Genomic DNA, 11855 nt, shown 5'->3' with positions numbered 1-11855 from the left:
CTTCGCATCGGAGGTGTGACATGGGACCGAACTGGCATATGGGTGGAGGCACTGCGTGGGGATGGGTATTCCTCGTTATCCTCATCATCGGCATCGTCGTGCTCGCGACCATCCTCATCCGCCAGCTCACGACACGCGATAGTCGACCGGAGCAAGGGTCGGCGATCCGAGCGCGGGAGCTGCTCGATGAGCGATATGCGAGGGGTGAGATCGACTCCAGCGAGTATGACGAACGGCGGCGCAGGCTGGACGGAATGTCCGGCACATGAAGGACCTGAGTCGGCGCCAGGCGATCCGGCTCGGCGCATGGGGGACCCTCGGCGTGGCGATCGGCGGTGTCGGACTGTCCCAGACCGGGTTGCCGTGGCGCGAGACGACAACCGCAGGAGACGAACTTGCTCATCCTGCGGTTCTCCGCAGCAGCGGCGGCAGGCTCGAGGTTGACTTAGTCGCCGGCCGCCACCGCACAACCATCGCCGGCCGTGACGCACGCGTGCTGGGTTACGGAGGTACCCTTCCGGGACGCACCTGGCGGGTCAAACCGGGCGACCGCATCGACGTCCGGTTGCGCAACGAACTTGACGCGCCCACCAACCTTCACACTCACGGACTCGCGGTGTCCCCGCGCGGCAACGGGGATAACCCATTCCTCTCGATCGAGCCGGGGGAGAGCTTTGACTACACGTTCCAGCTCCCCGACGATCATCCGACAGGCGTGGCGTGGTACCACCCCCACAGGCACGGCACCGTCGCCGATCAGCTCTTCGGCGGACTCTATGGCGCTCTTATTGTCGAAGGCGACGATGTGCCCGCCTCACGCGAGCGCGTGCTCATCATCTCCGATATCTCGCTGACCGCGTCCGGTGATGTCGCCCCTGCCTCGCAGCGCGACGTCATGATGGGGAGGGAAGGCGAGCTCCTGCTCGTCAACGGACAGCATCAACCTGAGATCTCGGCACGTGCCGGGGACAGCGAACGCTGGCGGGTGATCAATGCCTGCACCTCCCGCTATATAAGGTTCGCCGTGCCTGGCCAGGACGTTCAGCTACTCGGCAGAGATATGGGCGGGGAATCTACTCCTCGAGGCATCTCTGACGTCCTCCTGCCTCCGGGGGGCCGTGCTGACCTGCTCGTGGCGCTAAGTTCCGGCACGTCGGACGTCCAGACGCTCGGTTACAGCCGCGGAGGCATGGGAATGATGGGCGGAGGCCTGTCGGGGCCCGCCACGCTCGCGACGCTCCGCGTCACCGGAGACGGTGCCGCCGAGTCGATTCGGCTTGCCGGCGCGCAGGACACTCATGACCTGCGCGGAAGGCCAATCGCAAGGGCCCGGGACATCTCGTTCACCATGACTATGGGAATGCGAGGAGGGCGGATGATGGACATGGGCTTCGATGGTCGGGCGTTCGACATCGACCGTATCGACCAAGGAGTCGACGCTGGGATCGTCGAGGACTGGACCATCAGCAATCCGACACCGATGGACCATCCCTTCCACCTGCACGTGTGGCCAATGCAGGTCATTGAGGCGAATGGACAGCCAGTTGGTGAGCCTGACTGGCGAGACGTCGTCAATGTGCCGGCACAGGGTCGCGTACGTGTCCTCGTCGACTTCTCGCGAAATCCCGGTCGCAGCGTCTACCACTGCCACATCCTCGACCACGAGGATGCGGGGATGATGGCGATCGTCGAGGTTCAGTGAGAAGGCTGCTCATACGGTGTACCCGCGCTGGCGGGCTCGTCTGCCAGCGGTAAGCCGAGGGGCCGTAGCAGTGCTACGGCCCCTCGGCTCAGTCTTAAGAACTCGGTGCGCTCAGGCTTGCTTGGTAAGCCCTCGGACCACGTTAAGGATGCCGAGGACAATGAGCGAGATCGCGACAAACCACCAAAGGAACACAGCACCCCAGATAGCGTTGCTCAACAGCGTGAGACCGGCGACAACCGAGATGATGGCGAAAATGGCGCCTACCGCTTTAGAGCCGGACTGGCCAAGCGTGAACAGGGCCGCGAAACCCTCGATAATCCACATGAAGCCGACCATGATCGTGAGGAACAGGGCGAGGAAGGCGGCGGATTCCTTGAGGGATGAGAACGCGTAAGCGCCAGCCACAACGTAGAGCGCGCCAAGAAGGATGTGGGCGATCCGGCCGCCCGTGCCGAGCTCCTTGCCGATAACGCCGATACCGACATAAACGATGCCGGCTAGGACCGCATAGAGAGCGATCACGCCAGTCAAGGCAACAGCCGTTTTCGTGGGCCAAAGAAGAATAGCAGCGCCGAAGCCGATACCGGCCAGGCCGGCAAGGAGGAGGGCGCGTCTCGCGCCTTTAACGGCGGCGGGCCTGTTGGAAGTGGACTCGGTAGCAGATTGTGCGGTCATCGACGTGCTCGGCTCTCTGGAAATCCTGGACGGTTTTCCTCAGAGCGAAGCATAGTACTCACAAAGGTCATCGAACAAGCCTGACAATTGCCCAATGTCCTGACCAGGGAGTTAGGCGGCTCAAACGAACTTGCTTCGTACGTCGAGGCTCGGCGCGAACTCACTCCGATGTGCGGCGAGAACCGTAGCGAGGTGATCTTGCCAGAGCTTCACTCGACCTATACCGAGGCTAAGAAACACGCGACTCTGCTCCGACGCTTTTCGCACCGCGGGTGTCTACACTCGCTGCCCATGTTCTGCGAACGGTCTCGCAGATGTGCTTTTCCAAGCCTCAAGCGCGGCTACTGTGCCGACCAAACCTATCCCGACAAGGACAAGCGCAACGGCGGACAGGCCGATTGCCGCACCGAGGATGCCCGCGAGAGGGTACGTGATGAGGAAGCACGCGTGCGAGAGAGAACTGCGCAGCGAAGACCGCGGCCCGGGTCTTCTCAGTGCTGTTGCGGCGAAGGAGCCGGGCCGACGGAGTGAGGATCATCGACGTTGCGGCTCCAAGCAGTAGCCAGACAGCAAGTAGCGCGATCCACTGAGCGCCGCCCTCCATTCAAGCGAACACTCCCGTACCAGCGAGAAGAAGAATAGGCAGTGCGCCGCCTCCCGTCAGCATCACCGGCCGGTCGGACAGGCGCCGGAGGAGCCGCGGCATGAGGAGCGCGACGACCACCGGTCCCAACATTCTCAACGGCCACCGTGCGCCGACGCATCCCCTTCTTCCACAGCCGGCCGTCGATTGGGCGACGATATCAGTCGTCGCCTTCGGCGCGTGGCGCCCCTACTCTCCAGTGTCGGGACTGCTGGGCTTCCTGCCGTTGCCGGACCCATTCTTCATCGTCCTCGCCCTCATGGTCGTCACCTACCTGGCGTGCGTCGAGCCGGTCAAGCACTGGTTCTTCCGTAGCCGAACCGATCCCGAGAGGAACGCAGCTGCCGCGCACGCGGCAGGCACAATCGGGTGGGCACGCGCACGGCGAAGTTCACGGAGCGGGTGCCTCAACGTGGAACGGCCCTCCGCGCCTCTCGTGGCGCAGTGCGCCGGGCGAGATCCTCTCCCGAATGCGATCGTCGTCTGAGAGTATGGCGTCATGAATCGAACGCCCGATGAAGAACAATGGGACGCTCGCTACGGCTCAAGCAGACCGGTGTGGAGCGGGAGCCCCAACCCCCTCCTTATGGAGACCGCACAGGAGCGCATCCCCGGCGTCGCCCTTGACATCGGCGCTGGCGAGGGTGCTGACGCGATCTGGCTAGCCGAACGAGGGTGGACCGTCCACGCCGTTGACCTCTCGTCGGTGGCACTCGCGAGCGCGGCCTCTCATGCGGAGGCTGCGGGTGTCGAGGAACGGATCAAGTGGATGCACAGGGATGTCGAAGCGTGGTCACCACAGTCTGGTGCCTATGACCTTGTCTCCGTCCACTTCCTCCATCTGCCCAGCGAACGACGGGAGAAGGTCTTTCGCGGACTCGGCGAAGCAGTCGCGCCGGGCGGCACGCTACTCATTGTCGGCCATCACCCCTCGGATCTGAACGCCGGGGTCAAGCGACCCTCCGGTGAGGGTCTGCTGTTCACTCCCGAGAGCGTCGCCGAGCTGTTCGACTCATCCGATTGGGAAACACTCGCCTGTGAGGCGCGTCCACGGACCCCGAAGTCATCGGACGGGCGAGAGACAACGGTTCATGACAGCCTTTTCTATGCCCGTCGCAGACATCGCTGACCACCCCGACCAGAAACCGGAACCCTACCTTTACGGGAGACGCAGGTGCTGTCGTCGACCGTGACGCCCGGCGGGACCGAGGCACCTAACGAGACCGAAACTGCGCCCCACGTATTCGGCTAGATCATCGACCCCACACCCGCCCTCACCAATGCAGACCACGCACGCCTGGCGGGGCGCCTGAGAATTCACGCACCGGCGTTTGAGGTTCGTCGAGGCGTGGGCGGTAGCGGTGCCACCCGCGCGCCACGGTCGTCTAACCTGATGTCGGCTGAGCGCGGACCGCAGACGAAGATCGACCACGGACGCCGCTCGGTCGGCCACATATCGTCTTGTCGACGCAGTGTCGACAAAATAGACTCATCTCACCCCCGCGTACTCCATCTAGACTCGTCTCGCGTGGCAACCATAGACATTCGGCGGCCCAGTGCCACCCTTTCACCACTAGGGACCCCATGAAGTCACCACGCACACGATGGTTTGGGCTCTTCTTCATCAGCCTCTCCGTCGCGATGATCATCGTCGATGCCACCATCGTCAACGTCGCCATTCCGACCATTGTGGACGATCTCGGTATCACCTCGACACAGGTGCAGTGGGTGCAGGAGAGCTACACGCTCGTCTTCGCCGCGCTCCTCCTCGTGTTCGGTTCGCTCGCCGACCGTCATGGTCGCAAGAGGCTCCTCATACTCGGTATCGTCGTGTTCGGCGCGGCGTCAGTCTTCGCGGCCCTCGCGCCCAACGGCGAGCTCCTCATTCTTGCTCGCGTGATCCAGGGCGTCGGTGGCGCCATGGTGCTGCCAACGACGCTCTCCATCATCAACACAGGTTTCGTCGGCCGTGAACGGGGAATAGCGTTCGCCATCTGGGGTGCGACGATCGGCGGCACGGTCGCTCTCGGCCCCCTGCTCGGCGGATGGCTCACGGAGTTCTACTCGTGGCGGTGGGCATTCGGGATCAACATCCCTCTTGGTCTTATCATCATGGTTGGACTGATGATGACCATTTCAGACAGCGCTGACCAACGCTCACCGAATCGCGTGGACATCGGTGGTGCGCTGATCTCAGTGATCGCCAGCGGCTCGCTGGTGTTCGGACTTATCGAGGGGCGAACTTACGGCTGGTGGCAGACGAAGCCCGACAATCCGTTCTCTGTCGGGGGCTGGGAATGGCCCCTCGGAATTTCGCTCGTCCCCATCGCCTTCTTGATCTCAGCGCTCGCCGTCACACTCTTCGTCGTGCGAGCTCGGCGGAGAGGACGACTCGGCAAACCATCCCTGCTCTCCCTCTCGCTTTTCCGCATTCCGTCTTTCCGAAATGGCAATGTTGCAGCCCTCATCGTCTCACTCGGCGAATTCGGCATTCTGCTCGCGATACCGCTCTGGCTACAGAACGTGGCGGGATATGGGGCTCTGGAAACCGGCTTCGTTCTTCTCGCGCTGGCTGGTGGATCCTTCGCAGCCAGCGGCATCTCGAGCGGACTGCTCAAGACGATGTCACCGCTTGCGATTGTTCGCGTCGGACTGCTCCTCGAGGTCGGAGGCATTCTGGCTCTGGCGGTGGGCCTCACTGCGGAATCAACCTGGGCGTTTCTCGTGCCGTGCCTCTTCGTCTACGGCCTCGGAGTCGGTCTCGCCACTGCCCAGCTCACCGGCGTGATTCTCCACGACGTCCCGAAGGAGCTCTCCGGCCAAGGCTCCGGCACCCAGAGCACAGCTCGACAGATCGGATCGGCACTCGGGATCGCAATTCTTGGGACGGTCCTCTTCACCGCGAGCAGTGCAGCCTTCGCCGCCTCCCTCGATCGCGACTTCAGCAACATACCCGCAGACACTCGCTCGCAGCTCGTCACGACACTCGATCGGTCAGCTGGTGCCGCGATCCCTGGGATAACCGGGCAGGACCCGGCGGTGGGAGCCGCTGCCGCAGAGGCGTTCAGTTCGGGAACGAAGTGGTCTGCCTACATTGGTGCAGGGTTTCTCGCGATCGGCTTCGCGGCGACATTTAATCTTCGCCCCCAGCGCTCACCAGAGGAGACAGTAGCCTCCGCACGTCGCGGAGGAAGCGAGAAAACCTGAGGAATCACCGGGCGACGCGGCGGATGACAGCACGTAGCGGAAGCGCGGCGGCTCTTAGACCAGCCGCCTGACATGCCCCGGGCCCACAGGAATCCTGCGGGCCCGGGGCATGATCAGAGAATTGAGGGACGGCTCAGAGAAGAACTTCTAGAAGTCCCAGTCCTCATCTTCAGTCGCCTCGGCAGTGCCGATGACGTAGGAGGATCCGGAGCCGGAGAAGAAGTCGTGGTTCTCATCGGCGCCCGGGGAGAGGGCGGCGAGGATGGCGGGGTTGACCGCGGTCTGGTCGGACGGGAACAGGGACTCATACCCGAGGTTCATGAGCGCCTTGTTCGCGTTGTACCGGAGGAACATCTTGACGTCCTCCGTCAGCCCGAGATCGTCGTAGAGGGACTCGGTGTAGTCCTCTTCGTTGTCGTAGAGGTCCTGGAGGAGCTCGTAGGTGTAGTCCTTCAGTTCATCCTGGCGGGCCTGGTCCATCTTGCTCACGGCCCGCTGGTACTTGTATCCGATGTAGTAACCGTGGACGGCTTCGTCGCGAATGATGAGGCGGATAAGGTCCGCTGTGTTCGTCAGCTTGCCGTGCGCGGACCAGTACATAGGCGCGTAGAAGCCCGAGTAAAAGAGGAAGGACTCGAGCATGACGGACGCGATCTTGCGCTTCTCCGGATCATCCCCGCGATAGTAGTCGAGGATGATGCGGGCCTTCTTCTGAAGGTGCTCGTTCTCCTCCGACCAGCGGAAGGTCTCCTCAATCTCCTCGGACGTGTTGAGGGTCGAGAAGATCGAAGAATAGGACTTCGCATGGACGGACTCCATGAAGGCGATGTTCGTGTAGACGGCCTCCTCGTGAGGCGTGACTGCATCAGGGATGAGGGAGACTGCGCCGACAGTTCCCTGGACGGTGTCGAGCAGGGTGAGACCCGTGAAAACACGAGTCGTCATCAGCTGCTCCTGGGGCGTCAGCGTGTTCCACGACTGAATGTCATTCGACAGCGGAATCTTCTCGGGTAGCCAGAAGTTCGCGGTCAGGCGATCCCATACTTCTTCGTCTTTCTCATCCTCGATTTTGTTCCAGTTAATAGCCTGGACACTCGAGATAAGGGGTAGCTTTTCGGCCACAGAAACTCCTTTGCTCACAGATTTCTACCCCTCATCCTGCCACTTTCTACGCGCCACGTGGAGAGGGTTAGGGCACCCTCATCTCGAACAGGATCGGGGTAATTGGGCGCCGAACTTCGCCTCACACATCGGACCTTTGGAATCGGCGAGGATCTGCCGAATGCCTGATTGGGCCCGGGCCGGTCGCGGCGGAAACCGTTGCCCGGCTCTCTCTTTAAGCTGAAAGACTTCACCTGCCTCGGCGCGTCCCTGCAGGGTGGGTGCCATGAGCAATGAGAAGCAGATCACCGTATCCCGGATCATCGACCATTCAGCCAAGGAGATCTTCAACAGTCTGTCCCTCCCCGCTCGGCACCCCCGTTTCGATGGGTCGGGCATGGTCCGCTCCTCCGACAACACCGAGCGCATCCAGCAGGTCGGCGACGTGTTCGTCATGAATATGGTCGGCCGCAGCGGCGACGAGTACCAGACACACAACCACGTGACGGCGTTCGATGAGGGGAAGATGATTGGCTGGCAGCCCGCGCTCGCCGAGGATCCCGATAGGGTGGGTGGCTGGGAGTGGCTCTACACCCTCAAGCCGCTCGACGCCGGTTCGACAGAGGTCACGCTCTCCTATTCGTGGGAGAGTGTGACCGACAAGCAGTTGGCGAGCCAGCTTCCCGCGGTTTCCGAGGACGAGCTCGCGCAATCGCTCAACCTTATTGCCTCCACCATCAACTGACTCAGGCGGGACGCTCTTCATCCCGCTGACACGCGTGAGCGCCTCGGTCTTCCGAGGCGCTCACGTCTGCCTAACCCACCGTGCGGCTACGCGTCCCTCTTACGCAGAGAGAATGCGCCGAGCCCGACGAAGATCGTCGCGTAGATGAGGAGGACGATGAGGGCGGTGTCGGGGCTGAGGGAGTCTCCAGATGACACGATGCCTGCCAAGATGCCGTTCTCTCGCGGCGCGACGGCCGACATCATGACGTTGATGGGGAAGTACGGCGTGAGGTTTTCGATGAAGTCGAGCGGGATGATTTGCAGGATCGGCAGGATAAGGACAATGCCGAACATCGTGGTCGTCGCTCCTACTGTCGACCTCAGGACCGCGCCAAGCCCGGCTGCCATGACGGCACTAGCGACGAGGACGGCGACGGTGCTGAGAAGAGACAGCCAGAAGCCCACGTCATCCATCGGCAACGACAGATCATAGCGGCCGATCATGAGATTGATGAGGATCGTCGACAGGAGAAGGGCGAGCGCGCTCACAGCTGCCCAGAATCCCGCGAGAACGATGATCTTTGCCGCATAGAACGTCATTCGGGAGCGCGAGGACAGGAGCGAGATCTGGATCGTGTTGTGAGAGTACTCGGCTGTCATCGTCACCGTCCCGAAGGCGATTCCGAAGAGCAGGGCGATCTGGAAGATGCTCGTCACCATGTAGGAGCCGGTGAAGACCGCGAGCTCCGTGCTCGACATGTATTCGATCATCGTGTCGACCGCCTGGGCGACAAAGAAGGAGATGAGGAGGTAGAAGGCGATCGTCAGCGCCGCGATAACCCACGTGGAACGCAGGCTCGTCAGCTTGCGGAGCTCAGACCTGATAAGTCGGGCGAAGGTTGGCTGGTGAACTGCAGTGCTCATCGTTCGCCTCCTGCTTTGAACTCGACCGCGTTGCCGGTGAGCTCCATGAAGACGTCCTCGAGGGACGAATGTGTTGTCGACAGTTCGTGGATTTCTAGACCGGCCACGTGAAGGGCACGCCCAACGTCGGCAGCGGTCGCCCCGATGACGATAAGGGTTTCCCTGCCGTCAACTAGCTCGTGCCGAGGGTCAAGCTGAGCGAGAGTTTCGGCGATCCCGGTCATGTCTGGGCCTGCGACCCGCACGGTCGTATGACCCGCTGTCTCAGTGAACTGCTTGATCGGCCCGGAGGCGATGAGTTTACCGTTGCCGATCACGACAAGATTCGTCGCTGTCATCGCCATCTCTGACATGAGGTGGGAGGAGATGAGGACGGTCCCACCCTTCTTCGCATGTGTCTTCACGAGGTCACGAATCCAGCGCACACCATCCGGGTCAAGTCCGTTGACCGGTTCGTCCAGCAGGAGGTATTCGGGATTTCCGAGCATGGCGGTTGCGATGCCGAGCCGCTGCCCCATGCCAAGAGAAAAGCCCTTCACTCTTTTATTGGCTACGTGAGTAAGGCCCGTGAGGTCAAGGATCTCGTCAATCCGCGACGTGGGGAAACCGTGCGTGTCGGCGACAACCGACAGGTGCTGGCGGGCCGTGCGTGCCGGATGGAAGGCTTTGGCGTCGAGAAGCGCGCCGACAGTCTCAAGTGGGCTGGTGAGCTCACTGTAGTGCTTGCCTTTGATGAGGGCCCGACCCTCCGTCGGCCGGTCGAGGCCAACGATGCAGCGCATTGTCGTCGATTTGCCCGAGCCGTTGGGGCCGAGGAATCCGGTGACCTCCCCGGGCGGAACGGTGAACGACAGGTCGTCGGTCGCCGCCGTCTTCCCGTACCTCTTCGTGAGGTTTTCGATCGTAATCATAAGTGGCCTTTCTCGGTACGGGCTAACTCTAAGTCGGGGCGGGCACGCGCTCCAACGGCACGGAGCGGTTGCTGGGGAAAGATCAGGGTCGACCCTGAGCCGGCCCTTTGGACGCGAATCCGTCCATTCCACCGCTGCGGGTTACTCTGGTGCAATGTTGAAGTCCATGGCGCGCTACGGCGGCCGCATCGTCGCCCTCGACATCGCGAGGGGTCTCGCGATTCTCGGCATGTTTGTCGCCCACGTCAAACCTGATCGGGACGGACTTGCCGGTTGGCTCATGGCAATCGCGGACGGTCGATCATCGATCTTGTTCGCAACGCTTGCCGGGGTGTCGTTGGCGATCCTTAGCGGCAGGAACGTCCCCTACACCGGGGTCGAGTTCCTCCAGGCCAAGGTCCGAATTTTCACCCGCGCCGCGCTCCTTCTCGTCATCTCGGGTTTTCTCGTCATGATGAATGACTTCGTCGCCCTCATCCTCGGGGCCTACGCGGTCTGGTTTGTCCTCGCCATCCCGTTCCTCAGATGGAGCGCCAAACGGCTCTTCATCATGGCTGCCGCGGCATGGCTCATCGGCCCCATCCTCACGACCTACCTTGTGTTCCTCCTCGACAAGCTCGATATGACGGCAACAACCGACGCATCCGGTCTCGTTGTCGATGCGCTTCTGACGGGCATCTACCCGGGCCTTATCTACATGGGCTTCGTCTTCGCGGGGCTTGGGATTGGCCGCCTTGACCTATCGAGCAGAGCCGTGGCCGCCACGCTCGCGCCAGTCGGTGCTTCTCTCGCGCTCGTCGGATATGGTTCTGCCTTCGTCCTCACACAGCTCGGAGCAGGCCCAATTACTGATAACGACGAGTACACGTATGACGACAGGGGCTATAGTGACCTGGGCTGGCGGAACGACGGCATGGGTCCCGACTGGGATCCGTACGTCACGCCGCCGGACCCGCACGTCCTTCTCGGTGCGGAGCCCCATAGCGGCACCGTGTTCGAAGCCGTAGGTTCGGGTGGTCTCGCGATCGCCATCATCGGTGTCCTTCTGCTCGCCGGTCCAGTCCTCGGCAAGATCCTCTACCCGATCGTCGCTGTCGGTTCGATGCCGCTATCGGCCTACTCGTTTCACATCATCGCCATTTGGCTCATTCCCGCCATGGTGTTCCCGGACTCTTACGCGCCGCTCATGTGGCTCGTGCTCATCACCCTGGCGGCATGCTCACTGTGGCTGCATTTCCTTGGGCGAGGGCCGCTCGAGCGCCTCCTTCACTGGGCGTCGACGAAGGCCGCACGCCTCATTCCTGACGAGCAGCCGCAGCATAGTACTCCGCAGCCCGGTCCTCCCACATTTGGATCTCCTCCTGTGTGATCACTCGGATAATGCGGCACGGGTTACCTGCAGCGATGACTCCCGAGGGGATATCCTTCGTCACGACTGAACCGGATCCGATGACCGTGTTGTCGCCGATTGTGACGCCGGGATTGACGATGACGCCCCCACCCAGCCACACGTTGTCGCCGATCGTGATCGGGATGCCATATTCAAGCTCCGCGGCCCTCGGGCCCGGCGCGGTGGGATGAGTCGCCGTCAGCAGGGATACTCTCGGACCGAAGAAGCAGTTGTCGCCGATCCGAACCTCGCACACGTCGAGAACAATGAGATCGAGGTTTGCATAGAAGTTCTCGCCGATGAAGGTGTTCCAGCCATAGTCAAAGCCGATCGGCGCCGTCATCGTGCACGCGTCCCCGCGGGAACCGAGCAACTCCCACAGGATGTCGTCCTTCCGTCTCTCATCGGTTGAGCCGTTGAATTCCCGAATGAGGGCCTGGCCCCTGTCGTTCAAAGGCTGGTGTGCTTCGCCTACACGGTAGAGCTCACCGTTCAGCATCCGCTGCACATCAAATGATTCCGTCATCCCTCTCCTGCACTCGACATCAGGTCCAGTTGTGGCGACCATTGTTG

The 11855-nt window shown here is 61.9% G+C and carries 12 protein-coding genes; 7 read left to right on the top strand and 5 right to left on the bottom strand.

The features are described 5' to 3' along the window. Window positions 1–20: 20 nt before the first annotated feature. Window positions 21–269, top strand: coding sequence for an SHOCT domain-containing protein (locus tag H7E91_RS00225; protein WP_206680299.1), 249 nt, complete (start codon window positions 21–23; stop codon window positions 267–269). Continuing rightward, complete coding sequence (locus tag H7E91_RS00220; RefSeq protein ID WP_182353062.1) at window positions 266–1702, top strand: multicopper oxidase family protein; 1437 nt, start codon at window positions 266–268, stop codon at window positions 1700–1702. The genes H7E91_RS00225 and H7E91_RS00220 overlap by 4 nt, the downstream gene beginning before the upstream one ends. Before the next feature lie 111 nt (window positions 1703–1813). Here H7E91_RS00220 and H7E91_RS00215 read toward each other — a convergent pair whose 3' ends face one another. Next, window positions 1814–2380, bottom strand: coding sequence for an HdeD family acid-resistance protein (locus tag H7E91_RS00215; RefSeq protein ID WP_182353061.1), 567 nt, complete (start codon window positions 2378–2380; stop codon window positions 1814–1816). 704 nt (window positions 2381–3084) lie between these two features. Between H7E91_RS00215 and H7E91_RS00210 the strand changes: the two genes are divergently transcribed. The 3 genes from H7E91_RS00210 (at window position 3085) to H7E91_RS00200 (ending at window position 6230) form a co-directional block, all read left to right on the top strand. After that, a complete protein-coding gene (locus tag H7E91_RS00210; protein ID WP_182353060.1) occupies window positions 3085–3510 on the top strand; it encodes a hypothetical protein in 426 nt (141 codons plus the stop codon). A 12-nt stretch (window positions 3511–3522) separates the two neighbouring features. Continuing rightward, window positions 3523–4152: a class I SAM-dependent methyltransferase gene (locus tag H7E91_RS00205; RefSeq protein ID WP_182353059.1), complete on the top strand. Its 630-nt coding sequence runs from the start codon at window positions 3523–3525 to the stop codon at window positions 4150–4152. A gap of 455 nt (window positions 4153–4607) precedes the next feature. After that, window positions 4608–6230 carry an MFS transporter gene (locus tag H7E91_RS00200; RefSeq protein ID WP_182353058.1) on the top strand — a complete coding sequence of 541 codons (1623 nt, stop codon included), beginning with the start codon at window positions 4608–4610 and terminating at the stop codon, window positions 6228–6230. Between the two features lie 147 nt (window positions 6231–6377). Here the strand turns inward: H7E91_RS00200 and nrdF are convergent, their stop codons facing one another. Beyond that, window positions 6378–7352, bottom strand: coding sequence for a class 1b ribonucleoside-diphosphate reductase subunit beta (gene nrdF / locus H7E91_RS00195; RefSeq protein WP_182353057.1), 975 nt, complete (start codon window positions 7350–7352; stop codon window positions 6378–6380). A gap of 265 nt (window positions 7353–7617) precedes the next feature. Between nrdF and H7E91_RS00190 the strand changes: the two genes are divergently transcribed. Further along, window positions 7618–8076: an SRPBCC family protein gene (locus H7E91_RS00190; RefSeq protein ID WP_182353056.1), complete on the top strand. Its 459-nt coding sequence runs from the start codon at window positions 7618–7620 to the stop codon at window positions 8074–8076. Window positions 8077–8162: 86 nt separating this feature from the next. Here the strand turns inward: H7E91_RS00190 and H7E91_RS00185 are convergent, their stop codons facing one another. Both H7E91_RS00185 and H7E91_RS00180 read right to left on the bottom strand, forming a co-directional pair. Continuing rightward, window positions 8163–8981, bottom strand: coding sequence for an ABC transporter permease (locus H7E91_RS00185; protein ID WP_182353055.1), 819 nt, complete (start codon window positions 8979–8981; stop codon window positions 8163–8165). After that, entirely contained in the window at window positions 8978–9892 is a 915-nt protein-coding gene (locus H7E91_RS00180) for an ABC transporter ATP-binding protein (RefSeq protein ID WP_182353054.1), read from the bottom strand. Before H7E91_RS00180 ends, H7E91_RS00185 begins: the two co-directional genes overlap by 4 nt. A 154-nt stretch (window positions 9893–10046) precedes the next feature. Here H7E91_RS00180 and H7E91_RS00175 point away from each other — a divergent pair, with 154 nt between their 5' ends. Next, a complete protein-coding gene (locus tag H7E91_RS00175; RefSeq protein ID WP_182353053.1) occupies window positions 10047–11261 on the top strand; it encodes a heparan-alpha-glucosaminide N-acetyltransferase domain-containing protein in 1215 nt (404 codons plus the stop codon). Here the strand turns inward: H7E91_RS00175 and H7E91_RS00170 are convergent. Beyond that, window positions 11188–11808, bottom strand: a complete 621-nt coding sequence (locus H7E91_RS00170; protein WP_182353052.1) for a sugar O-acetyltransferase — start codon at window positions 11806–11808, stop codon at window positions 11188–11190. The two genes, H7E91_RS00175 and H7E91_RS00170, sit on opposite strands and share 74 nt — an antisense overlap. Window positions 11809–11855 lie beyond the last annotated feature (47 nt).

Origin of the sequence: Flaviflexus huanghaiensis (assembly GCF_014118685.1) — a bacterium.
Lineage (GTDB): Bacteria > Actinomycetota > Actinomycetes > Actinomycetales > Actinomycetaceae > Flaviflexus > Flaviflexus huanghaiensis.
This window is presented reverse-complemented; position numbering and strand designations above follow the sequence as displayed.

Coding starts and splice junctions, on each gene's coding strand:
- H7E91_RS00225 (WP_206680299.1), top strand. CDS start 21: ATGGGACCGAACTGGCATATGGGTGGAGGCACTGCGTGGGGATGGGTA.
- H7E91_RS00220 (WP_182353062.1), top strand. CDS start 266: ATGAAGGACCTGAGTCGGCGCCAGGCGATCCGGCTCGGCGCATGGGGG.
- H7E91_RS00215 (WP_182353061.1), bottom strand. CDS start 2,380: ATGACCGCACAATCTGCTACCGAGTCCACTTCCAACAGGCCCGCCGCC.
- H7E91_RS00210 (WP_182353060.1), top strand. CDS start 3,085: ATGAGGAGCGCGACGACCACCGGTCCCAACATTCTCAACGGCCACCGT.
- H7E91_RS00205 (WP_182353059.1), top strand. CDS start 3,523: ATGAATCGAACGCCCGATGAAGAACAATGGGACGCTCGCTACGGCTCA.
- H7E91_RS00200 (WP_182353058.1), top strand. CDS start 4,608: ATGAAGTCACCACGCACACGATGGTTTGGGCTCTTCTTCATCAGCCTC.
- H7E91_RS00190 (WP_182353056.1), top strand. CDS start 7,618: ATGAGCAATGAGAAGCAGATCACCGTATCCCGGATCATCGACCATTCA.
- H7E91_RS00185 (WP_182353055.1), bottom strand. CDS start 8,981: ATGAGCACTGCAGTTCACCAGCCAACCTTCGCCCGACTTATCAGGTCT.
- H7E91_RS00180 (WP_182353054.1), bottom strand. CDS start 9,892: ATGATTACGATCGAAAACCTCACGAAGAGGTACGGGAAGACGGCGGCG.
- H7E91_RS00175 (WP_182353053.1), top strand. CDS start 10,047: ATGTTGAAGTCCATGGCGCGCTACGGCGGCCGCATCGTCGCCCTCGAC.
- H7E91_RS00170 (WP_182353052.1), bottom strand. CDS start 11,808: ATGACGGAATCATTTGATGTGCAGCGGATGCTGAACGGTGAGCTCTAC.